The sequence below is a fragment of the Shewanella sp. MBTL60-007 genome (assembly GCF_019654915.1).
Lineage (GTDB): Bacteria > Pseudomonadota > Gammaproteobacteria > Enterobacterales > Shewanellaceae > Shewanella.
This window is the reverse complement of the sequence record NZ_BPET01000031.1, coordinates 1-22,686: the sequence shown is the minus strand read 5'-3', so window position 1 is coordinate 22,686 and position 22,686 is coordinate 1. Positions and strand designations below refer to the sequence as shown.

Here is a 22,686-nt window from a genome sequence, read left to right as displayed (position 1 = left end):
CCATTATTGTTGTAATTTTCAGCTTGAATATACCGTTATGGTAACTAAAGGTCACGGATGAAAATTAAACGAAATGTGACAAAAGGATACCCATCTGAGATGAAGGTTGTTGCTGAAAAGGGGAGCGGGCTGGTGGAGCGGTAACGGATACGCATAAAAAAACCGGCTTTAGCCGGTTTTTAAGAGAAGCTAATTACGCTGTTTAAGCCAATTAGATAACACGAGAGAACTGTTGCTGTCTTGCTTTCTCACGGTAGTAAACATCGAAGCAGATACAGATGTTACGGATCAACAGACGGCCTGTAGGGCTGATAGTGATCTTACGGTCTGTAATGTCGACTAGCTTATCATCGATGAAGGTCTGCAGTAGTTTTAAGTCTTCTGCGAAGTACTCTTCGAAGTTGATGTTTAGCTTCTCTTCGATCTTCGCCATATCTAAGTCGAAATGACAGATAAGTTGCTTGATCACTACGCGGCGAATCTCGTCGTCACGGTTTAAGCTACAACCTTTCCAAAGCGCGTGCCCATCGGCATCGATTGCTTCGTAGTATGGACGAATATCTTTCTGGTTCTGTGCATAGCAATCGCCAATCTGGCTGATTGAAGACACACCTAGACCCAGTAGATCACACTCTTCTTGAGTGGTGTAACCTTGGAAGTTACGGTGCAGACGACCTTCGTTCTGTAGGATAGAAAGCTCATCGTCTGGCTTAGCAAAGTGGTCCATACCAATATACTGGTAACCAGCACCCGTTAGGGTCTCGATAGTTTGGTGCAACATATCAAGCTTTTGCTGTGGTGATGCTAGATCTTCGTCTTTAATCTTACGCTGGGCTGCAAAACGCGATGGCAGGTGAGCGTAGTTAAATACAGATAGACGATCTGGATTTAACTCTAGAACGCGCTGCATCGTTTCTGCAAAAGTCTCTGGTGTCTGGTGCGGCAAGCCGTAGATTAGGTCGATGTTAGTTGAAACAAAGCCTAGCTCTTTAGCACGTGCCATCAGGTCGAAGATAAACTGCTCATCTTGCTCACGGTTGACTGCAACTTGAACCTTTTTATTGAAGTCTTGAACACCAATAGAGATGCGGTTAAAGCCCGCTTCTTTTAGGGTGTCTAGCATAGAAAGCTCAATTTCACGAGGATCGACTTCGATTGAGTATTCGCCGACTTCGGCAACGTTAAAGTTTGCTTTAACCAGTGCTGATAAAGTAAGAATTTGCTCAGGTGTTAGGAATGTCGGCGTACCGCCACCCCAGTGAATTTGGGTTACTAGATAATCTTTAAACAGTGGTGCACGCTTAACGATTTCTGCTGCTAAGTACTCGATGTACTGATCGGCTTTATGGTGGTGACGAGTGATAACTTTATTGCAGCCACAGTAGTAACAAAGCTTGGCGCAGAAAGGAATATGGATATAAAGAGAAAGCTTGTCACTCTTGCTGTTCTTGATAGAAGTCAGCAATTTTTCCTCGGTAAACGAGTCATCGAATTCCAAGGCCGTCGGATAAGAAGTATAACGTGGACCGCTATAATTGTACTTTTCGATCATTGACTGATCCCAACTAATTGGGGTGGGCTGTTTCAAGGCGTGTCCTCCGGCGTGTAGTTTAGCAACATGTGAAGTATGCACGGTTATTTGTTGAATAACCTTGATCCATGTTGTAAAAATTTAATATGGGTAGCAAAGTGTGATTGAATATCGCTGAAAATGAGGTGTATGTCTGTGGTCATGGGAAAAATTTGTGCACAGACTCACCCTATATAAGCAAAATATTTCATATCCGCGATTTTTATCTCGCTCTTGATAACGCCTAATATTTGGATCGTATCGACTATTAGTGTAGTGAGCTTGGGTTTAGTTCACTAAGGCGTTTGGCTTCTTCTAGAATTTTGACCTCTAGCTCACTTTCTGATCGCATACGAGCAAAGTCGAGTTTCATGCGGGTTTGTTTCTCAAGTGATTTGCGATCGTCCTTAATCGGGTGTTCTTTAATGACTTCAAAATGCTGAAAAGTGGCTGGGTAGTGATTAGCGACTAGCTCGGAGATCCCCACTAACTGTGACAGCTTCACTATGCGCATCACGCCTTCTGATAGCTCACAGCGTCCCTCAACCATTGCATTGGCGATATAGCGAATATTGTCGAGTAGTTCATTCGCTTTAGCCTTGGCTGCATCGGCTTGTTCTTGTTTAAGCTTGGCTTTGAGTTGTTCCTGTTTACGCACCTGAGTAAGTAGATAGCCTGCATAGGCTGCAAGTGCAACGACGATAATGATGGCGAGGACAATAACGGCTGTAGTCATGCAAAACCCTAACGGTAAGTGAGAGAAAGAGACGATTATGGATAAAAATATGGCATCAATAAAGATGCCATAGGGTTTTACACATAAGAGTTAGTCTTTGTCGAAGTAGTCTTTTAACAGATCGGCACCAGACTCAAACTTATCAAATAGGTCGTCGTCGCTGGCGGCTTTTCTGTTTTGCGGCTCATCGTCTTCTTCGTCGGTGATACCGAGTCTTTCCATTAGTGCTTCAATCTGGTTAAGCTGCTTGTCTAACCATTTCTGATCTTCGTGGTTGAGGTTTTTACCCTCTTCAAGCATATCCAGCAGGTTGTTGAGTCTTGGATCTTCCTCAAGCTTCAGTAGTTTCTGCTCATCTGTCAGTTTCGGCCCTTTAGGCTTCTTCTCTACCTTAGCTTCGGTATTAATATGCAGTTGAACAGGCTTCTTGCTGCCGTGACGAGGGTCTGCGCTCTTAGCCTTACCGCCATTGGCCTGGCTTTCAATCATCGAAGCGTTATGACGGCTTCCCGCTTTGTTGCCAGCAACTTGTTTCTTGCCTGAAAGAACTCGATCTTTCTTCTTGGTTCTTGGGGCTAATTTTGGAGCATTTTCGTTGCTCTTACGCGTTTTCTTACTACGGGACATGATCGCTTATCTCGATAACTTAAATGACTCTATTGTTGAAAAGGCGCTTAGGCTCCTGCAACAACTGAAGTTTGGTCGCGTGTTATATCAGATTCTGATGGTTTTTGCACCAGAATGAGATCGTTCGCTGCAAATAATAGCTTAAAACCGACTTTATTTACTAGATACTCAAAAGTCTGCCGCTGGTAAAAGCTGACATGGGTGAGGTTATTCTTGTGGTGCCATTTATCAAATGCACTGAGCTCGCTAAGCAGCGGGGTACAGATTGCAATCCAGCCACCGGGCTTAATTAATTCGCAGAGTAGTGCCCATTCTCTGTAGGGGAAACGAAAGTGTTCGAATACCCGATAGCAGCAGATAAAGTCATATTCTTGTTTGAGCTGACGGCTCCAGGGGGCAATGCTTGGATCGTATTGATTGAGCCGATGACCCTTGGCTGTGATTTTTTGCAGGGTGTCTGTATCTATGGTGCGGCCGAAGCTCAGTCCGAGCAGTGGAGTTTGCCCGTTTTCACACTGTGTGATGAGATCCAACATAAATCGCGCTAAAGGTTTGTGCTTACTCGTGGCTAGGCGGTATTTTTGCTGTTCTGCCGTTGGGGGCAGGTGAGAATTGGCATCGGCAAAAACCAATTGGCATAGCTGGCAATGATATAAGCAACGTTTTTTATTCGTATAAAATCGAGTTGTTTTATCGCTATGACAAAGAGGGCATCTGCGCATATGTTCGCTAAACCAATGACTTAATTAATTTCAGTATAAATGAAGATATTATACCAATCAGTATAAATATTTAGTCACTCAGCGAGAATTTAGCGGTTTTGAGGCAAGGCAACGAATGAAGAGCATAGTTGTTCTACGTTCAAGTTCGTTAACACTGCATCAGAATCGCTAAAACTCGCCATTCTGGAACGTTTTTGGCTACTTACTTCTGCGTTGAATAGATTTATAAGGGAATAACCATTATTGCAGCTATTCGCCTAGAATTAGTTTGCCAAAAATCGTTCTGAGTTGATCAAATTCTTATACTGATTGGTATTAGAGTGAGAAATAAAAAAAGGCGACAGATTAATCTGTCGCCTCTATAAAGTGTCAATCGACACCAATTCTGATTTCAAGTATCCATACTTGCTATGTGACTATCCCGGTCAATATCCGTCTTATTTTTTTGTCAGCTTTCCATGCATGTCTTTTAGTTTATGGTCTTCCAGACACTTTATTTTTAGACCTGTCGTCTTCCCGACAACAGTTTCCGTAGATGGTCTCTAAAGACACATCACAATTTTTATTCGTCCATCCAATGACGCCTAAGTAACCATCCCTGTCTATTTTTTTAAGTATCTTCCAGTGATAACAAGCTTCCCGCAAGTGCATCCAAAGCATCAGCTTCCTATGCTATGTCTGTATCCTACAAACACTTTCCTATTGGTAGATGTTTCTCTGAATGTAAGGTTTAATGCTAAACAGCGTTTTGGCCTTCCTAACCAAATCCTTACTAATGTTCTTGCGACCTGGACTTCAAACTGAAATCTCGACTCTTATTATTTTTAGTGAGTGGTCTCAATATTATTATTATTTTTTTGTTACTTTATTCTTATATCTTAAATGTACAAATACCGAAATCTGAAAGTTATTATTAAATAATTTTTGTACTAACAGTTGGGTTCATCTCGGTACGGGGCTTATTTAAACCTAGAACTGTGATCTCTGTCAAGAGGGTTTTGCTTGAAGTTTACGTAAACGTAAACGGGATGATATGAAAAAGGACGGTAACCCCGTCCTTTTAAGTTATCGCTAATGTTTACTTAAGGCTTGATATATATTTAGATAATGCCTCGATATCGGCAGCATTCAATTTTTTAGCAACATCTTGCATCATGCCATTTAAGTCGTTGTTACGATTTGTATCGTGGAACTTATTTAGCTGGATCTTGATATAATTTGCATGTTGGCTGTTGATTGCAGGGAAGCCAGCAAGCTCGCTTCCTTTACCTTCTGGTCCATGACAAGCAATACATGCTGTGATGCCACGGGCTGAGTCACCAGTTTTATAAAGCTGTGCGCCTAACTCTGGAATATCTTTAACTTCGATATCTTTATTTTCTTGGCTAGCATAAAATGCCGCCAAGTCAGCGATGTCTTGATCGCTTAGGGCTACAGACATACCGCCCATGATTGGGTCCATACGACCTTCTTTTCCGCCAGTCTGTGCTGCACTGCGGAAATCATGTAGCTGTTTTTCAAGGTAGGTACTATGTTGACCTGCAAGTTTAGGATACATGTCTATCATGCTGTTACCGTCAACACCGTGACATGCAGAACAAACAATGGCTTTAGTTTTTCCGGCTTCGGCATTTCCTTCGGCCATAGCAGGTGAAGAGATTGTGGCTAAAACAGACAGCGCAAGAGCTAACTTTTTCATGGCGTTCCAACTTCTTATTAAAATATTTGTCCTGAGCTTACTAGGAAGACCCGCAAGCGTGATAAAATGTATTTTATGTGATCGGGGTAATATTTTACACGAAATTGTGAAAATGTAAGCAACTCTTCGATATTTATAAAGGTTTGTTAGTAAAGTTTTGGAGTTAATTGTGAGTGAATCTCGTATCGATTTCCGTAAAGCGGAGTTTTTAATTAGTGCACCTGATATTGCACACTTGAATGAATATCTCCCTGGCGATGTTGGGGTTGAGATCGCATTTGCGGGCCGTTCTAACGCGGGTAAGTCGAGTGCTTTGAACTTACTAACGGAGCAAAAGATTGCTCGAACCAGTAAAACGCCTGGGCGTACTCAGTTAATTAACGTTTTTAGGTTGGATAAGCATCGTCGCTTGGTGGATCTACCAGGCTATGGTTTTGCTCAGGTTCCTTTGGCACTGAAGCTTAAGTGGCAAGAGTCACTGGGTGAATACCTATTGAAACGCGATTGTTTGAGTGGTGTTGTGGTACTGATGGATATCCGTCACCCACTTAAAGATCTCGATATGCAGATGATCGAGTGGGCGGTTGAGAGTCATATTCCAGTTTTAGCACTGTTAACCAAAGCCGATAAGCTTGGTCAAAGTGCCAGAATGAAGATGGTGAACGAGGTACGCAAGAAGCTAAGTCATTTTAAAGATGGCGTAAAAGTTGAGCCTTTCTCTTCATTAAAAGGTATTGGTAAAGGCAAAGTGCTAGGTATTCTAGATAGTTGGTGCAAGCCTGAATGGCTAATGCAACAACTAGAAGCAGATGCGATTGCCGCTCAAGCAGAAGTTGGCAAAGAGTAACGCTTTTAATGTCATAGCTGTGGCACGCAGATAGATGAATACGCTCCTTTAAAAGGGGCGTTTTTTTTGGCTTATTTATCGTAAAGGCAGGAACATTAAGGGAGAAATAGGCAAAAAAAACCGACGGCAATAAACCATCGGTATAAATTAGCTCTTTTGGGGAGAAGCTAAATTCAACAAGACTCAAGTTCAATCAAACTAGGTTGATATCGCTCAATGAACACAGCATAACTCGAATTTTGTTCAATTTAAAGTAATTACTCTAAATTTTATTTCAGACGAAAAAAAGCCCCAGCAAATTAGATTTGCTGGGGCGCCATAATTTGGCCATTCACTATTAAATAGCGAACGTAAAAAAAAGGTCTGAAAGATAGAACATCTTAACCTCTGTACCCTACGCAGAGAATATTACTCCATTAATCGTAATATGAAAAACTGTTTTTGTAAAAAACACACAATAATGTGATGGATATCCCAATGTTTGTGCAATAAAGATACAGTAAATGATCGTTAAATTTCACTTTAATGACTACTTATCAATTGTTTACATTGATTCTGTTGGCAGAGCTAATTTTGTGATTAATTGAACGGCGGTTGCGTGAATTCGAACGATATGGAAAGGAAGCTTCAGATTTGGAACAAAAGTGGCTGGCAGAGTGTTCCGCCAGCCATGACTTAAGAGAATTTAGTGTGCTTGTTCCCAGTTGTCACCAATGCCGGCTTCAGCCAGTAACTCAACATCAAGCTTAGCCGAAGCGGCCATCAATTCGCATACTTTTGCCTGCAAGCTATCGGCCTTAGCTTCATCAACTTCAAACACCAATTCATCGTGTACCTGCATGATCATGGTAATTTCGCCCTGAGTTTCAGTTGCGATCCACTGAGCAATATCGATCATCGCCTTCTTAATGATATCGGCGGCAGTACCTTGCATCGGTGCGTTGATCGCTGCGCGTTCGGCAGCTTGCCTACGCATGGCATTTCTATCTTTAATGGCCGGTAGATACAAGCGACGGCCAAATAGGGTTGATACGTAACCAAGATCGGCTGCGATTGCGCGAGTTTCTTCCATATACTTTAATACGCCAGGGTAGCGTTTAAAGTAAGTATCGATATAGCTTTGTGCTTCGGCTCTTGGAATATCAAGCTGCTTGGCCAAGCCAAATGCCGACATGCCATAGATCAAGCCGAAGTTAACGGCTTTGGCGCGGCGACGTTGGTCAGAGGTGACTTCGCTAAAGTCGACATCGAACACTTCTGCTGCTGTCGCCTTATGAATATCTTTGCCTTCGGCAAAGGCTTTCAGCAAGCCTGCATCTTGCGACAAGTGCGCCATGATCCTAAGTTCAATTTGCGAATAGTCGGCTGCGAGGATCTTCTTACCCGCTGGTGCGATAAACGCGTGGCGAATACGACGCCCCTCTTCGGTACGGATCGGGATATTCTGCAAGTTTGGCTCACTCGAGGATAAACGCCCTGTTGCAGCATTGGCCTGATGATAACTGGTATGTACACGACCAGTCTTGGCATCAACCATCAACGGTAGCTTATCTGTGTAGGTGCTTTTTAGCTTAGCCAGACTACGGTGCTCAAGAATTATCTTAGGCAGAGGGTAATCCAGAGCAAGCTCTACTAACACTTCTTCAGCTGTTGAGGGAGCACCTTTAGGTGTCTTCTTAATGACTGGGTAACCCAGTTTTTCGAAGAATAGTGCCTGCAACTGCTTAGGAGAGCTTAAGTTAAATGGTTCACCTGCAATTTCGTGTGCTTTGTGCTCTAGTTCATCAATCTTGCGAGCGAGCTCTTCGCTCTGCTGCCCTAGCAACATGCTATCGATCAACACACCTTGGCGTTCGATATCAGACAAAATGTTAACTAGCGGTAGTTCGATATCGCTAAACACACTTGCCAGTTCGCTGTGCTTGCTGAGCCGTGGCCATAAGTGTTGGTGCAGACGCAGAGTAATATCGGCATCTTCCGCTGCATAAGGTGCGGCAGTTTCTAATGGAATTTGATTGAAAGTTAGCTGTTTTACGCCTTTACCTGCAATTTCCTCGAAACTGATGTTCTTATGGCCAAGGTACTTTAATGCCAAGTCGTCCATGTTGTGCTTAGAAGCGACTGAGTTAAACACATAAGATTCAAGCATGGTATCAAACTGTACACCACGTAGTGTGATGCCTGCGTTAGCAAAGATGCTGATGTCGTACTTTAGGTTTTGGCCAACCTTCTTAAGGTTTTCGTCTTCAAGTAGCGGTTGTAGTTTTTCAAATACAACATCTCTATCTAACTGCTCTGGAGCATCGACATAGTCATGGCCTAATGGCAGGTAGGCTGCTTTACCCGCTTCTACAGCGAAAGAGATGCCGACTAACTTAGCTTCCATATAATTGAGGCTAGTGGTTTCGGTATCGATGGCGATAAGCTCGGCGGCTTTTAATTTTTCAATCCAGCTGTCGAGCTGCTCTAGCGTCAGGATGGTGTCGTACTCTATTTCGAGATCAAGCTTGGCTGCTGGTGCATCATCTTCTGACTCGGTGGCAGTGGTTTTGTCGCTCTTGTTATCGAGGACTTCGGCTAGCCAACGCTTAAACTCCATCTCGCCGTAACACTTAATGAGCTCATCTTTGTCGGCTGGTGAAATCGAAAGTTGATGCCAGTCTTGATCAAGATCTACATCTAACTTGATTGTTGCCAGCTCATAACTGAGCTTAAGCATATCGGCATGCTCAATAATTTTAGCCGGCATGGTTTTAGAGCCACGGAAGCCAAGCTCAGGCATCTTTTCTGGTGCAGCAAGGATCTGCTCTACACCGCCCACACCAATGAGCATGGCTAGCGCGGTTTTTTCACCTACGCCGGGTAAACCAGGAATGTTATCGGCTTTATCGCCTTGTAAGGCCAGTAGATCGATAATTAGCTCGGGGCCAACACCAAATTTTTCATTTACCTCGGCAGGTCCCATGATGGTATTGGTCATGGTATTGATTAAGGTAATATTGTCATCTACCAATTGAGCCATATCTTTATCGCCGGTGCTGATCAATACCGCGCGACCCTCTTTACTGGCTTGGGTGGCAATGGTACCGATGACGTCATCGGCCTCGACACCTGGAATGCAGACAAGTGGAAGACCGAGTGCCTTGATGATTCTGTGCAGAGGCTCAATTTGTGTGCGCAGATCGTCAGGCATAGGTGGTCGCTGCGCCTTATATTCCGAATACATCTCGTTACGGAAGGTTTTACCTTTTGCGTCAAAAACCACCGCCATCTGTGATGGCTTATATTGGTTTAATAGGCTGCGAAGCATGTTGATAACGCCATATACGGCGCCAGTGGCTTCTCCCTTAGAATTCGTTAGGTGAGGTGGAGCATAGTAGGCGCGGTAGAGGTATGAAGAACCATCCACAAGAATTAAAGGGTTATCGGCAATTTTAGGCATAGTTAAGTATTTATATATCGGAGTTCGATGATGGCGCTAGCATGCCATATTAGGGCTATTTCGGCCACGTAAAAATAAATCACAGCCTGTGGATAACTCTGTGAATGAAACAGGAGAACTCGATCTTGACTAAAAAATGCAATAAAGTGGGGTAAGCCTAAGTTATTGATAATTGGCTAGTTAAATTAAATGTGTGAAGTGGGTTTTATTTCAGCTATTTAAACTAAATATGTGGACTTTTTATTTTTATGCATATTTAAAGTCCATTTTCTGATTAAATATTGCTCGCCTGCTAAAGTGTTGACCTAACTTAGCACGATAAATAATCTGATCAAGCTGTTTATTGCAATTTTGTTAAAACAATATGATATATAAAGGGGCTTTTTAATGAAAAAAATCGCGGTACTTTTAAGTGGCTGTGGCGTTTACGATGGCACGGAGTTACATGAGTCTGTTTTGGCCCTATTGGAGATCACTAGGGCTGGTGCAAGTTACCAATGTTTTGCTCCGAATATTCCACAGTTCCATGTGATTAACCACTTCACAGGTGAGGTACAGGAGAACGAAACGCGCAATGTCTTGGTTGAGTCCGCAAGGATAGCCCGTGGCGATATTAAGGCGGTAGATGAACTTGATATTGCCGAGTTCGACGCTTTGGTGATCCCTGGCGGTTTCGGTGCGGCGAAGAATCTATGTGACTTTGCCATTGCCGGTGCCGAGCATGTCGTCGAGCCGAGTATTAAGCAGTTTATATCGCAGTTTAGTGAGGCTGCTAAACCTGTCGGTTTTATCTGTATTTCTCCTGTGATGATCCCTCAGTTTTATCCTTTAGGCGTTAAGGGAACCATAGGCAGTGATGTGGGCACCGCTGCCGCTTTTGAGCAGCAAGGTGGCCAACATAAGGCTGCGCTTGTGGATGAGGTTGTTGTCGATGAGGAGCATAAGGTGGTTAGTACTCCTGCTTATATGTTGGCTGGGGATATCCTTGAAGCGCATTCAGGGATCAGCAAGTTAGTAGCGAAAGTGCTAGAGATGGCTTAATACTTTTAGCATTAAATAGCCTATAAGATTTAGCCCGCGGTATGCGGGCTATCTAGCAAAGCGATGAATACAGGGCTGAATAGCACTATCGATTCAAGAGATTTAAATTTTGCGGGTTTTACTGTCGACGAAACCTTGGATCAGGCCGACCAGCAGGCCACCTAAGTGGGCACCGTTAGCGATAGATAGACCAAACATATCGGTGAAACCAAAGACTAACCATAACAACATGAAACCGATATAAGCAGGCGGTAGGCCGATTCCTGACTCGGGACGTTTTACCCCCATAACCCATGTATAGCCGACGACGGCATAAACCACGCCAGACAGACCACCAAAGCCTGGGCCTGCCATATAGTACTGCAAGATATTGGGCAGCGTGCCGCCAACGATTAATAGAATGAATAATGGAGTGAAACCCAGTTTATTCTCAATCTTGCCGCCCAAATACCACCACCAAAGCAGGTTGAAGATGATATGCATTGCTGAGAAGTGCAGTAGGCTGGGAGTAAAGATCCGCCAGAACTCACTCAGTGTTGCAGATTGTGTCGCCCCAAAAAATGACAGTTGCTCGAAGATCGGGTTGGCGAAGCCAAGATTCATCGCGGCGTAGATGACGACACAAGTAAAAAATACTAGTAAGGTCAATGGGCCTGCACCCGTTATAAATTGACTGATGAGTTGTAAACTCGGATTTCCGTAATCTAATTTGGTGTGAGTATCACCATTTTCCCATGATGCAGCGAGATACTTTTCATCGTAAGGGTTGTGAATAAAGGCTTGGAATTCGCGATGGGCGCGGTCGAATTGGCTTTGATCATGGATCATTAGTGCCACCCCTTGTTCGGTGGGCACCAGCTCACAGTCGATATTAAGCCCCTTGAGGTAGTCAATGAGAGCCTGTGCTGCTCGGCTATTAGGAAGCCTGCCAATCTCAATCATTCAGTTACCCTCATGCTCATTTATTGATGCGCTAAATGCCAAGCACTGTAACCGCCATCTAAACTGAAGACTTCATCGAAGCCCTGTTCATTAAGATAGGTCGCCGCACTTTGGCTACTTATCCCATGATAGCAAACTACAACAATCGGCAGATCCATATCGGCATCGGCAATATAGTGCGCTAGGTTTTCATTATTGAGGTTAAAGGAGCCATCGATATGACCCGATTCATAGCTAGCGGCATCTCTAATATCGACAATCTGCAACTCTGGTGATGTTTGCTGCATCTGCATGAGTTGGCTTACGCTTAGGTGTTGAAACGCTGACATAATAATCCCGAGTTCATGATGTAATGACAAATTGTGTAGTGATAAAAAGGGCTGCAATACGAAAGTGTATTACAGCCACTATTAAAGGTTAAGCTTTAGCCAGCTAAAGTTTAGTCCCAGTTCAGGATAACTTTACCAGACTGGCCTGAACGCATTGCATCGAAGCCTTGCTGAAACTCATCGATACTGTAGTGATGAGTGATGATTGGAGAGATATCTAGGCCTGATTGGATAAGGCTGGCCATCTTGTACCAAGTTTCGAACATCTCGCGACCGTAGATCCCTTTGATGATTAATCCTTTGAAGATCACCTTGCTCCAGTCGATAGCCATATCACCACCTGGAATACCTAGCATGGCGATTTTGCCACCGTGATTCATAGTATCAAGCATAGAGTGGAACGCTGAAGGCACGCCAGACATCTCTAGGCCAACATCGAAGCCCTCTGTCATGCCCAGTTCCTGCATTACATCTTCCAATTTCTCTTTGGCAACGTTAACAGCACGGGTCGCGCCCATCTTCTGTGCTAACTCTAGACGGTATTCATTCACGTCGGTGATCACCACGTGGCGTGCGCCAACGTGACGGCATACGGCAGCGGCCATGATACCGATAGGACCCGCGCCTGTGATCAATACGTCTTCGCCCACTAGGTCAAACGATAGAGCGGTATGAACGGCGTTACCGAATGGATCGAAGATAGAAGCTAAATCATCAGAGATATCATCTGGGATTTTAAAAGCGTTGAAGGCTGGAATAACGAGGTATTCGGCAAAAGCACCTTCGCGGTTTACACCTACACCTGAGGTATTACGGCACAGGTGGGTACGTCCGCCGCGGCAATTACGGCAGTGACCGCAAGTGATATGGCCTTCACCCGAAACGCGATCGCCCACAGAGAAACCACGTACTTCTTGGCCCATGCCAACGACTTCACCCACATACTCATGACCGACAACCATAGGCACGGGAATGGTGTTTTGTGACCATTCATCCCAGTTGTAGATATGAACGTCTGTGCCACAGATAGCGGTCTTGCGGATTTTAATTAGTAGATCGTTATGGCCCACCTCTGGCTTAGGTGCATCGACCATCCAGATGCCTTCTTCAGGCTTTAATTTGCTTAGTGCTTTCATCTTATAACCTATTACAAGCTTATGTTTGCTGCTTGCTGAATGTCATTCAATAAGGGCTACATATGTAGCCCTTGTTGCTTTAGCTTAGCCGATAATCCCCATCTCTTTCGCGATGCGGGTAAAGGCTTCAATCGCTTTGTCGATTTGCTCTTTAGTGTGAGCCGCAGACATTTGCGTACGAATACGTGCTTGACCTTTTGGTACCACAGGGAAAGAGAAACCGATGACGTAGATGTTTTCGGCTAATAGACGGTTAGCAAAATCGCTAGCCAGTTTTGCATCGCCAATCATCACTGGAATGATTGCATGATCGGCGCCACCAAGGGTGAAGCCTGCTGCAGACATCTTCTCACGGAAGTAGCGGCTGTTCTCCCAAACTGCTTCTCGTAGCGCTTGGCCAGATTTTAGCATTTCAAGAACATGGATTGATGCCGTCACGATTGACGGTGCCAACGAGTTTGAGAATAGGTAAGGGCGAGAACGCTGACGTAACCAGTCGATCACCTCTTTCTTGCCAGAGGTAAAGCCACCCGATGCACCACCAAGCGCCTTGCCTAGGGTGCCTGTGATGATGTCTACGCGATCCATTACTTCACAATACTCGTGAGTACCGCGACCTTCTTGGCCAACAAAACCCACGGCGTGAGAGTCATCGACCATCACGAGTGCGCCATACTTGTCTGCAAGATCACATACGCCCTTTAGGTTAGCGATAACACCATCCATCGAGAACACGCCATCGGTAGCGATCATGATATTGCGTGCGCCAGCTTCTTTAGCGGCAATAAGCTGGGCTTCAAGATCGGCCATGTCGTTGTTAGCGTAACGGAAGCGTTTTGCCTTACATAGACGCACGCCATCGATAATAGATGCATGGTTTAGTGCGTCAGAGATGATCGCATCTTCGGCGCTCAATAAAGTTTCAAATAGGCCTGCGTTAGCATCGAAGCATGAAGAGTAAAGAATGGTGTCTTCCATGCCTAAGAATTCGCTAAGGCTAGCCTCTAACTGCTTATGGATATCTTGGGTACCACAGATAAAGCGTACCGATGCCATGCCGAAACCGTGTGCATCTAAACCTGCTTGAGCGGCTTTGATCAGTTCAGGATGGTTGGCTAAGCCTAGGTAGTTGTTGGCACAAAAATTAATAACTTGGTCGCCATTAACTTCAATTGCAGTTTGCTGAGGAGAAACAATTACCCGCTCACTTTTATACAGGCCTTCGGCTTTAACGTCGGCAAGCTGTTGATTTATTTGGTCGTAGAATGAGGTCTTTGGCACCTTTATTCTCCTTAATTAGCATTATTTTGAGTATTGGAGTGCTGGCATTTTAACCCTAATTGACGCGGCTCTACAGCCTTTTTTTAGGACTGAAATTGGGATTATTTAGATTAGGGAATAGTTAAAGTTTACATTAGTTAAACTAATGTTTAACTTTCGGGGGATTTGGGGTGTGATTAAAGAATTGCTGTAGCAAGGAGCTGAAGTTAGCGCATGAAAGCGTGTTCATGCGCTTAAACAAAACTTTAGAGCATTTGCGAGCGGTAGTGCTCCTCTAGTCGCAAAAAAGTGGCCTGTGAGCTCGGTGTCGCGTAGGACTTAAACAGCATGATCACCCGCAATAAGCCTTCGTATAGCGACTCTTTGGTGATTGAGCCTATGTTTGACTGAGTTTGAGTGAGCTTATAGCTAATCCAAAAGCTGACCAGCATTTTAATGGTATCGGCTAGCGGCTTTAGGTCTTCGGGATTAATGGCTAGAAATCCATCTTGAGTCAGTTTTTCTAGTACGCTACTCGAACGGGCCAATACATCTTGTTGAGCCTTCAGGTAGCGGTTTTTTAGTGTCTCATCGCGGCTGAGAATATCCGCAAGGTTGGCATACATAAAGCGGAACTGCCAAAGGGTATAAAACATCGCATCAAAGTAGCCTATCAACAGGTCAACATCGACTTCTTTATCGACATATGGCTGAAAGCCTGACTCGAGGTGTTGCTCATAGAGACCAAAAATTGAGCGGATGATGTCTTCTTTATTACGAAAATGGTAGTAGAGATTACCGGGGCTGATATTGAGGTGGGCGGCGATATGATTGGTTGTGATTGCTCTTTCGCCATGTTCATTAAACAACTTTAAACTGGCTTGTACGATTTTGTCACGGGTCTTCATATTCATCCTAAATGATTAATATCCGGTATAATTAACTCGGCATACAATTGACCGTTAATCGTCTCTTTTATGCCTATCCTGTTTGAATCACACATGTGTAATTACGTTAAGGTTTGACTATCATGTTAGCATTAGCGCAATTGTTCAAGTAAAACGCAAGAAAGTAGCAAATTTCATGAATCGTAGCCTCTATTCAATCGCTTTATATTTAATTAGCCCCCTGTTGCTGGTGTACCTTGCGATGCGCGCCTTTAAAAGCAAAGACTACCGTGGTCGTTGGAGCGAGCGATTCGGCCTTATACCATTAAAACAAACCGATCTCTTGGTACATTCGGTATCAATGGGGGAAACCTTAGCGGCTATTCCCTTGATTAAGCAGATTCAGCTTCAGCATCCAGAACTAAGCATTACCATTACCACAACCAGCCCGACCGGCTCGGCCGAGGTTGTTCGGGCTTTTGGCTCGAGTGTGCAGCATTGCTATTTACCCTTCGATCTGGCTTGGTGTGCTCAGCGATTCGTTAAGCAAGTCTCACCTAAGTGCTGCATCATCATGGAAACTGAGCTTTGGCCAAATTTCATCCATTACCTTAAACAGGCTAGTACTCAGGTGCTATTGGTAAATGCGCGTTTATCACAAAAGTCGGCGGATTCTTATCGAAAGCATCACAAGCTAACTGCGCCCATGCTTAAGCTGCTCGATGGTATTGCTGCGCAGTCACAACAGGCGGCAGAGCGTTTTGTCGCCTTGGGCGTTGCGACGGAACGAGTTACGGTTTGTGGTAGCTTAAAGTTCGACATCAATATCGATAAGCAGCGAATCGATATTGCGAAAACCTTAAGGCTTCAGTGGCTGGCAATGGATAAACCAGTTTGGGTCGCAGGTTCGGTGCATCCAGGGGAGTTTGATGCGTTAATTGCGGCTCATAAACAACTGCTAGCGAAATACCCTAATGCCTTGATGGTCATGGTGCCGAGACATCCTGAGCAGTTTGATGCGGCTGCATTAGCAATTAAGTCGGCAGGGTTAACGATTGTAAGACGTAGCAAAGGTGAGCCAGTGCAGCTTGAAACCCAAGTAGTACTGGGTGACACCATGGGCGAGTTGTTGACTTTTTACGGCGCTGCCGATCAAGCTTTTGTTGGCGGTTCGCTCATTGTACATGGCGGACATAACCCGCTCGAACCTGCTGCTATGGGTCTGCCTGTGATGATGGGACCACATTACCGTGACTTTAATGAGATCACCGAACTGCTTGCATCGGCGGGGGGGCTGAAAGTTGTTGATTCAGGTGAAGCACTTGCGAAAAACTTGATCCAATTATTTGAAGACAAGCGCGCCTATAATCAAGCGAGTGTTGCGGCAAAAGGTGTGGTTGAGCAAAATCGGGGTTCGCTCACTAAGCAGTTGGCTGTGGTGGAATCGTTTATTAACGGTTAGTGTGAGTATATTTTTAATTGAGTAAAAAAGGTCTGCATTCGCGCAGACCTTTTTATTGTTTTTTGAAACTGGCAAAAATTACTGATTGAGCTTGGCTTGATATGCCTGATGCAATTGCTGCCAATTACCTTCGTCAAATGCCAAGGTAGATAGCTTACCGAGCTCCTTTCTGAAGGAGCGCAGTAAACGGCTCATATTGGCTTGTTGCCACTGTGAGTTGGTTTGCCTTAGCTCGCCACGATCAAAATCAATAAGATAAAACTTGTCTGCGCAGATAAGAATATTCTTCGCATTGAGATCCGCGTGGTAAACGCCGTGGTTGTGGAACTGGGCGATGGTTTCCCCCAGTGTTTGCCACTGCTCATCAGACATGGCTGACTTGCTTAATCTGGCAACTAAGTCTTCGGCGCCTTCTACCCGCTCTATGATTAAGTCAGCTCGATAGAATAGACCTGAGCGTTCAACATTGGCGGCAATCGGCTTAGGCACGGCAAACCCTTGCTCAAATAAGGTTTCCAACAACGCTAATTCCGCTACCGCACGGGTTTTTTCTAAACCGGTAAACAGATATTGGTCACGGCTAATCTTTTCTATCAAACCACCACGATAATAGTGGCGAAGCACCCATTGGTTTTGCTCGCTAGCAATGCGGCTGGCATCGACAAACCAGGTGGTATAGCGTCCTTTAGATGAACCGGTAATGGCAGAGTGCTGACGCCAAAAGTCCGCTCCAAACCAGCTAGGCTCGATGCTTGACGGTGTATGCTGGCAATAAGCGATGCTGCCTTTGGCTGTTTTTTTAAACTTCATAGATAGATTTGTAAGCTAAAGCGTGGAACCTATAGGCATTCTACATTAAGATCGGCAGATTGCGCCAAATAACCTTCGAGCACTAATGAGCTTATCGACTTCAAGTGACACCCAGAACGTTAAATCAAACCATATCGACTTAAGTAACGCCGAGTCGCTATGCCTATTAAGGCTGTCTGCTATTGGTGATGTTTGCCATGCCGTGGCCATGGTTCAGGCTATTCAACGTCGCTATCCACAGCTTAAGATCACTTGGATTTTGGGGAAGGTGGAGTATCAATTATTAAAGCACCTTGAGGGTGTTGAATTTGTGATTTTCGATAAATCGCAAGGTTGGCGCAGTTACTTTAATCTCAAGCGAGCACTCAAGGGGCGCAAGTTTGATGTGTTATTGCATATGCAGGTAGCCCTGCGTGCAACTATTGCCTCGTTAGCTATCTCAGCTAAGGTGCGTATCGGCTTCGATCGCTTTAGAGCAAAAGAGGGTCAGTGGTTGGTGACAAATCACCATATTGAACCTCAAGCGACGCCACACGTGTTAGAAGGCTTTATGGGCTTTGCCAAGGCCGTAGGGGTGACGGATCTGACTCCTAGCTGGAACATTCCCGTTCCCGCCGCCGATACCGAGTTTGCTAAGGCGCTTATTCCCGATGTTAGCTCGGTAATGGTTATCTGCGCCGCTGCCAGTAAAGCAGAGCGCAACTGGTTGCCAGAGCGCTATGCTGCCGTTGCTGATTATGCGGTTGAGAAAGGCTATCGCGTCATCCTGTGTGGCGGCCCAACAGCACTTGAGCGAGAGCTTGCTGAGAATATACAAGCTGCTGCTAAATCAGAATTAGAAAACCAAGTAGGTAAAACCTCACTACTACAACTGTTGGCGATACTTAAGCAGGCGGCTGTAGTCGTGGCGCCTGATACTGGTCCTGCACATATGGCGGTGACTCAAGGGACGCCTGTGATCGGCTTATATGCTCACTCAAACCCTGGACGGACAGGGCCTTACACTAGCTTAGACTCGGTTGTGAGTGTTTACAATGAAGTGATTGTGCAGCAGAAGCAAGGTGATATCCCTTGGGGCACACGTGCGAAGGGGGAAGAATTGATGGCATTGATTGATGTAGACAAGGTCATTGCTAAGTTAGATCCTTTGTTATGTCACTCTCAAGTATAAATGTTTGTTAGTATGCCCATTAGCATGATGTATTTTCGTTTTTGATGAGTTGAATTAATGACCCTAGGCTCCCCTAAGTTCCTGTTTGTACCTGTATCTTCTGCTGAAGGGGTTGGTGAGTATATGCGCTCGCTGATTATTGCTGATGAGGTTAAACGTCGCTGGCCTAATGCAACGATTCAATTTATTTTAAGTCGTCAGGCTCCCTACGCCTTGACTTGCCCCTATCCTGCAGCACTTTTGGATGATACGCCAACTAAGAACATCAAGGCGGTGAATGACTTTATCTCTTTCTTTCTGCCTGATTTTGTCATCTTCGATGCGTCAGGACGGCGCTCTCAACTGACTCACGCTAACAAGTTAGGTGCAAAAGTCATTTTTCTGAGTCAGCATAAGCGTAAGCGTAGGCGTGGAATGAAGATATTGCGTGCCAGAGTGACAGATAGTCACTGGGTGGTACAGCCAGAGTTTGTCATTGGGCCAATTAGCTGGCTAGATAGATTTAAGTTGCGATTAATCGATAAGCCCGAGCCTACAATTACAGGTCCAATATTTGTTAACCCGAACCTTGATAGCCAAGTAACTCTTTTAAGCAAGTATGGTTTAAGCGTGGGTGGGTTTATTTTGTTAAATGCGGGCTCGGGTGGGCATACGAATAGTCGAGGCTATATTGTAGAAGAGTTTGCCCAGGCAGCAGCTAATATCTATCAAGCGACTCAGATTCCCTGTGTTATCGTTTATGGACCCAATTATCCAAACGCTATGTTTTCTGCTGAAGGGGTTACAGCGATTAAAGAGTTGGAGCATGGCGAGCTTATCGACCTACTCGATGCGGCCAAAATTGCCGTATTGAGTGGTGGTGATACATTATTGCAGGCTATTGCACTAAAGAAACCAACCCTGTCGGTAGCTGTGTCAAAAGATCAAAATTATCGCCTCAAGGTTTGTGAAGAGAGCGGGTTAACTGTTGGTAGTAACAGCGACGCGAGGCAGATGTCGGATCGGCTGATAGAATTAATGAAGGCTGAAAATCTAGCTAGATTAGAGGCAGCCTTAGCTCTGTGTGAGTGTGTTAATGGGCTAGGTATTGGTATGAATATTCTTGATGATTTATACCGTAATAAATTTGGAGTTCAGCAATGAGAATTGCAATTGCTTTAGATAGCTTAGGTGGGGGCGGGGCGCAGAAAGTAATGCTGACACTCGCCAAAGAGTTTACCGAGATGGGACATGAACCTCATTTCTTGGTGATGACAGATAATGTCGCATTCGATATTCCTGAAAACCTGCCCGTGCATGTCTGTTTTGCTAAGAAAGATAGAGATTTTAACCGTTTCTGGAACTTAACTCCTGCGGTAAAGAAGCTTACTGAGAAGATCCATAGTATCGAGCAAGAGGTGGGTAAGTTTGATCTATTTTTATCCAATTTAGATAAAACCAATCGCTTAATGGTAAAAACCAAGGTCTCGCCGCTATTTGTAGTGGTGCATGCTTCGGTTGAAGAGGAGCTTACAAGGCACGCTAAACTCGGACCCTTTGCGTATTTGAAGAAGCTACAGGCAAAGAAAGCACTAAATGGGCATCATCTTGTGACTGTCTCTGAGGGGATTGCCGATGAGATTCGACAAACTAAGCGGATAAGGCCTGCGTCAATGCGATGCATCTATAATCCATTTGAATTTGTTGACATTGATACTTTGTCTCAGCAGCCTGCTAAAGGAATTCCGGATACAGAATATCTCATTCATATTGGTCGTTACGTAAAACAGAAACGTCATGACATTCTGTTTCAAGCTATCGCAAAAATGGAAAGCCAGATCCCTGTAGTACTTCTTTGCCATAATCCTAAAAAAGCTCAGAAGGCTGCGAAGAAGTATGGGGTAGAGCATCGTGTCATTATTCCAGGATTTCAGCCAAATCCATTTCCATGGATAAAAGGGGCTAAAGCGCTTGTATTGAGTTCTGACTTTGAGGGCTTACCGACCGTTTTGATTGAGTCCTTAGCTTGTGGAACGCCAGTGGTGAGTACCGATTGTCCCCATGGGCCGAGTGAAATTATGACCGGTGAATTGGCTCGATTTTTGGTGCCTCGCCGTGATCCTGCTGCGTTAGCGCGTAAGCTAGATGAAATGCTTGAATCACCTCCATTAATGGAGGACGTTGATATTTTGGCAAAAGTACAGGCAGCGCGGATTGCTCAAGAATATTTGGCATTGGTTAAATAAACATTGAAGAGTTTGTGAGGGGAATTGTTGTGAGTACAAACAACAAACGTTATCTACTTTATATTGCACAGAACTATTCGTACGCTATTTTGCGGCCGTTACAGCAAGCAATACAAGCGAGGGGAGACGAGGCTTGTTGGTTCTTGGAGGGTGATGAAGTTAATCCTGATTTCTTAAAAATGGAAGAGAAACGACTCCTAACTATCGAAGAGGTAAGAGCTTGGAAACCTGACGCTGTATTTGTGCCTGGCAATGTTGTTCCTGATTTTATTCCAGGGGTAAAAGTTGGTGTTTTCCATGGTTTTAACTCTGGAAAAAGAAATCAAAGAGGCCACTTTCAAATACGTAACTGCTTTGATCTCTATTGTACCCAGGGGCCTGCAACGACATTACCTTTTGAAGCGCTGGCTGACAAATTAGGCACTTTTAAAGTGGTTGAAACGGGTTGGCCGACACTGGACCCTATGTATAAAGGGGAGTTAGAGAGTACCTATGAGATAGAGGGAGATGATAGGCCTGTTGTACTTTTCTGCTCTACTTTTTCTCACCGTTTATCTTGCGCACCTATCGTTTACGATAAGATTAAAGCCTTATCAGAGAAAGGTAACTGGCGTTGGTTGGTACAGTTTCACCCAAAGATGAGCCAAGATATTGTTGATAAATATAAGGCGCTTGAAAGCGATAATCTGACATTTATTGAAACAGACAATGTGCTGCCATTATTGAAAACAGCTGATGTGATGTTGTGCGATACATCTTCAGTGTTGATTATGTTTTTACTACAGGGCAAACCTGTGGTGACATTTAAAAATAACACAAGTTGGTCGCACCTCGTTAATGTTGAGGAGCTTGATGAAATAGAGCCAGCATTAACAAAGGCCTTAAATCGACCACCTGAGTTAATGGCTAAAATTGCAGACTATTGCGATGATATTCATCCATTTCGTGATGGCTTGTCCAGTGAGCGAGTGCTGGTTGCAACAGATGAGCTGATTGAAAATGGTATTACAGACCTTAAACCTAAGCCGATGAATCTATTGCGCCACATAAAGATGCGACGCAAGCTTGGCTACTGGAGGCTATAGTGCAATATTATCGATCACATAACTCAATGTATTTTTGTGCAATATAGTGACTGTCCACTTTATTTAGAATATCGATATTTTCTAATTGGGGAGGTTGTGCAAGGCATGCAAGCGCACGCTCGGCTAATGCCTTTGGGTTTCTACGAGGAACTAAGTATTTAGCAAGCTCTCCAGTTAAAATCTCATTGGGACCGTATGGACAGTCGGTGCTCACGACTGGGGTACCACAGATGAGAGATTCAGCTAGCACCAATCCAAAGCCTTCAAAATCCGAGCTCAACAGCATCAATTGTGCTCGTGCTATCCAAGCGTAGGGGTTGGATTGAAAGCCAGGTGTGATAATGCGATCTTCAACATTATACTTTTTCGCTAGTTTACGAGCTCTTTCGGGGCGATTGGTTAGCAGAACTAATTTGGGCGCTGAGGGCATCAATGCAAGCGATTGAAATAGAATGTCTAAACGTTTCTGCCTTGTCACCCTGCCTATGTGGATCATAAAGGGCTCATTGGGGATTTCAGCATTTTCCTGTAACGCTTTTTGCTTGATATCTTCAATTCTAAAAGGGTTATAAATAGCTTGAATGCTTTTAGCTTTTAGCCAGCCTGTATTACTCAGCTCATCGGCAATCCCTTCTGAAACCGTGATGATATTTTTCCCAATGAGGGCTTTTGCTTTCTGCCATCGTCTATAGAAG

Annotated in this window: 20 protein-coding genes; 7 read left to right on the top strand and 13 right to left on the bottom strand. The window is 44.4% G+C overall.

Going from position 1 to position 22,686, the window contains the following annotated elements; genetic code table 11:
- Positions 1–211: 211 nt before the first annotated feature.
- The 5 genes from hemN to K5Q92_RS13050 all read right to left on the bottom strand — a co-directional run bounded on the left by hemN (position 212) and on the right by K5Q92_RS13050 (position 5,354).
- Positions 212–1,588: an oxygen-independent coproporphyrinogen III oxidase gene (gene hemN / locus K5Q92_RS13070; RefSeq protein ID WP_259649570.1), complete on the bottom strand. Its 1,377-nt coding sequence runs from the start codon at positions 1,586–1,588 to the stop codon at positions 212–214.
- Positions 1,589–1,838: 250 nt separating this feature from the next.
- Positions 1,839–2,306: a DUF2489 domain-containing protein gene (locus K5Q92_RS13065; RefSeq protein ID WP_220769442.1), complete on the bottom strand. Its 468-nt coding sequence runs from the start codon at positions 2,304–2,306 to the stop codon at positions 1,839–1,841.
- A gap of 90 nt (positions 2,307–2,396) precedes the next feature.
- Positions 2,397–2,933 carry a Der GTPase-activating protein YihI gene (gene yihI / locus K5Q92_RS13060; RefSeq protein WP_220769441.1) on the bottom strand — a complete coding sequence of 179 codons (537 nt, stop codon included), beginning with the start codon at positions 2,931–2,933 and terminating at the stop codon, positions 2,397–2,399.
- Between the two features lie 47 nt (positions 2,934–2,980).
- Positions 2,981–3,655: a class I SAM-dependent methyltransferase gene (locus K5Q92_RS13055; RefSeq protein WP_220769440.1), complete on the bottom strand. Its 675-nt coding sequence runs from the start codon at positions 3,653–3,655 to the stop codon at positions 2,981–2,983.
- A gap of 1,078 nt (positions 3,656–4,733) precedes the next feature.
- Positions 4,734–5,354, bottom strand: a complete 621-nt coding sequence (locus K5Q92_RS13050; RefSeq protein WP_220769439.1) for a cytochrome c4 — start codon at positions 5,352–5,354, stop codon at positions 4,734–4,736.
- Between the two features lie 169 nt (positions 5,355–5,523).
- Here K5Q92_RS13050 and yihA point away from each other — a divergent pair, with 169 nt between their 5' ends.
- Positions 5,524–6,201: a ribosome biogenesis GTP-binding protein YihA/YsxC gene (gene yihA / locus K5Q92_RS13045; RefSeq protein ID WP_220769438.1), complete on the top strand. Its 678-nt coding sequence runs from the start codon at positions 5,524–5,526 to the stop codon at positions 6,199–6,201.
- Between the two features lie 685 nt (positions 6,202–6,886).
- On the opposite strand, the gene polA is transcribed toward yihA, so the two are convergent.
- Complete coding sequence (gene polA, locus K5Q92_RS13040) at positions 6,887–9,643, bottom strand: DNA polymerase I (RefSeq protein ID WP_220769437.1); 2,757 nt, start codon at positions 9,641–9,643, stop codon at positions 6,887–6,889.
- Between the two features lie 387 nt (positions 9,644–10,030).
- Between polA and elbB the strand changes: the two genes are divergently transcribed.
- A complete protein-coding gene (gene elbB / locus K5Q92_RS13035) occupies positions 10,031–10,684 on the top strand; it encodes an isoprenoid biosynthesis glyoxalase ElbB (protein ID WP_220769436.1) in 654 nt (217 codons plus the stop codon).
- Positions 10,685–10,786: 102 nt separating this feature from the next.
- On the opposite strand, the gene glpG is transcribed toward elbB, so the two are convergent.
- The 5 genes from glpG to K5Q92_RS13010 form a co-directional block, all read right to left on the bottom strand.
- Positions 10,787–11,626 (bottom strand): rhomboid family intramembrane serine protease GlpG, encoded by an 840-nt coding sequence (glpG, locus tag K5Q92_RS13030; RefSeq protein ID WP_220769435.1) that lies wholly within the window; start codon positions 11,624–11,626, stop codon positions 10,787–10,789.
- A 20-nt stretch (positions 11,627–11,646) separates the two neighbouring features.
- Complete coding sequence (glpE, locus tag K5Q92_RS13025; protein ID WP_220769434.1) at positions 11,647–11,955, bottom strand: thiosulfate sulfurtransferase GlpE; 309 nt, start codon at positions 11,953–11,955, stop codon at positions 11,647–11,649.
- Between the two features lie 110 nt (positions 11,956–12,065).
- Positions 12,066–13,091 (bottom strand): L-threonine 3-dehydrogenase, encoded by a 1,026-nt coding sequence (gene tdh, locus K5Q92_RS13020; RefSeq protein WP_220769433.1) that lies wholly within the window; start codon positions 13,089–13,091, stop codon positions 12,066–12,068.
- 84 nt (positions 13,092–13,175) lie between these two features.
- Complete coding sequence (locus K5Q92_RS13015; RefSeq protein ID WP_220769432.1) at positions 13,176–14,372, bottom strand: glycine C-acetyltransferase; 1,197 nt, start codon at positions 14,370–14,372, stop codon at positions 13,176–13,178.
- 245 nt (positions 14,373–14,617) lie between these two features.
- Positions 14,618–15,259, bottom strand: coding sequence for a TetR/AcrR family transcriptional regulator (locus K5Q92_RS13010; protein ID WP_220769431.1), 642 nt, complete (start codon positions 15,257–15,259; stop codon positions 14,618–14,620).
- Positions 15,260–15,434: 175 nt separating this feature from the next.
- Between K5Q92_RS13010 and waaA the strand changes: the two genes are divergently transcribed.
- Positions 15,435–16,700, top strand: coding sequence for a lipid IV(A) 3-deoxy-D-manno-octulosonic acid transferase (waaA, locus tag K5Q92_RS13005; RefSeq protein ID WP_220769430.1), 1,266 nt, complete (start codon positions 15,435–15,437; stop codon positions 16,698–16,700).
- Between the two features lie 78 nt (positions 16,701–16,778).
- Here waaA and K5Q92_RS13000 read toward each other — a convergent pair whose 3' ends face one another.
- Positions 16,779–17,510 (bottom strand): 3-deoxy-D-manno-octulosonic acid kinase, encoded by a 732-nt coding sequence (locus K5Q92_RS13000; RefSeq protein ID WP_220769429.1) that lies wholly within the window; start codon positions 17,508–17,510, stop codon positions 16,779–16,781.
- 85 nt (positions 17,511–17,595) lie between these two features.
- Between K5Q92_RS13000 and K5Q92_RS12995 the strand changes: the two genes are divergently transcribed.
- Genes K5Q92_RS12995 through K5Q92_RS12980 form a run of 4 tightly spaced genes read left to right on the top strand, consistent with a single transcriptional unit; the run spans position 17,596 to position 21,991 of the window.
- Complete coding sequence (locus K5Q92_RS12995; protein WP_220769428.1) at positions 17,596–18,681, top strand: glycosyltransferase family 9 protein; 1,086 nt, start codon at positions 17,596–17,598, stop codon at positions 18,679–18,681.
- A 57-nt stretch (positions 18,682–18,738) separates the two neighbouring features.
- Complete coding sequence (locus K5Q92_RS12990) at positions 18,739–19,824, top strand: hypothetical protein (RefSeq protein ID WP_220769427.1); 1,086 nt, start codon at positions 18,739–18,741, stop codon at positions 19,822–19,824.
- Positions 19,821–20,906: a glycosyltransferase gene (locus K5Q92_RS12985; RefSeq protein WP_220769426.1), complete on the top strand. Its 1,086-nt coding sequence runs from the start codon at positions 19,821–19,823 to the stop codon at positions 20,904–20,906. The genes K5Q92_RS12990 and K5Q92_RS12985 overlap by 4 nt, the downstream gene beginning before the upstream one ends.
- A 29-nt stretch (positions 20,907–20,935) precedes the next feature.
- Entirely contained in the window at positions 20,936–21,991 is a 1,056-nt protein-coding gene (locus K5Q92_RS12980) for a CDP-glycerol glycerophosphotransferase family protein (RefSeq protein WP_220769425.1), read from the top strand.
- A 7-nt stretch (positions 21,992–21,998) separates the two neighbouring features.
- Here K5Q92_RS12980 and K5Q92_RS12975 read toward each other — a convergent pair.
- The coding region (locus K5Q92_RS12975; protein WP_220769424.1) for a glycosyltransferase at positions 21,999–22,686 on the bottom strand (688 nt) is incomplete at its 5' end.

Coding starts and splice junctions, on each gene's coding strand:
- K5Q92_RS13065 (WP_220769442.1), bottom strand. CDS start 2,306: ATGACTACAGCCGTTATTGTCCTCGCCATCATTATCGTCGTTGCACTT.
- yihI (WP_220769441.1), bottom strand. CDS start 2,933: ATGTCCCGTAGTAAGAAAACGCGTAAGAGCAACGAAAATGCTCCAAAA.
- K5Q92_RS13055 (WP_220769440.1), bottom strand. CDS start 3,655: ATGCGCAGATGCCCTCTTTGTCATAGCGATAAAACAACTCGATTTTAT.
- K5Q92_RS13050 (WP_220769439.1), bottom strand. CDS start 5,354: ATGAAAAAGTTAGCTCTTGCGCTGTCTGTTTTAGCCACAATCTCTTCA.
- polA (WP_220769437.1), bottom strand. CDS start 9,643: ATGCCTAAAATTGCCGATAACCCTTTAATTCTTGTGGATGGTTCTTCA.
- elbB (WP_220769436.1), top strand. CDS start 10,031: ATGAAAAAAATCGCGGTACTTTTAAGTGGCTGTGGCGTTTACGATGGC.
- glpG (WP_220769435.1), bottom strand. CDS start 11,626: ATGATTGAGATTGGCAGGCTTCCTAATAGCCGAGCAGCACAGGCTCTC.
- glpE (WP_220769434.1), bottom strand. CDS start 11,955: ATGTCAGCGTTTCAACACCTAAGCGTAAGCCAACTCATGCAGATGCAG.
- tdh (WP_220769433.1), bottom strand. CDS start 13,091: ATGAAAGCACTAAGCAAATTAAAGCCTGAAGAAGGCATCTGGATGGTC.
- K5Q92_RS13010 (WP_220769431.1), bottom strand. CDS start 15,259: ATGAAGACCCGTGACAAAATCGTACAAGCCAGTTTAAAGTTGTTTAAT.
- waaA (WP_220769430.1), top strand. CDS start 15,435: ATGAATCGTAGCCTCTATTCAATCGCTTTATATTTAATTAGCCCCCTG.
- K5Q92_RS13000 (WP_220769429.1), bottom strand. CDS start 17,510: ATGAAGTTTAAAAAAACAGCCAAAGGCAGCATCGCTTATTGCCAGCAT.
- K5Q92_RS12995 (WP_220769428.1), top strand. CDS start 17,596: ATGAGCTTATCGACTTCAAGTGACACCCAGAACGTTAAATCAAACCAT.
- K5Q92_RS12990 (WP_220769427.1), top strand. CDS start 18,739: ATGACCCTAGGCTCCCCTAAGTTCCTGTTTGTACCTGTATCTTCTGCT.
- K5Q92_RS12985 (WP_220769426.1), top strand. CDS start 19,821: ATGAGAATTGCAATTGCTTTAGATAGCTTAGGTGGGGGCGGGGCGCAG.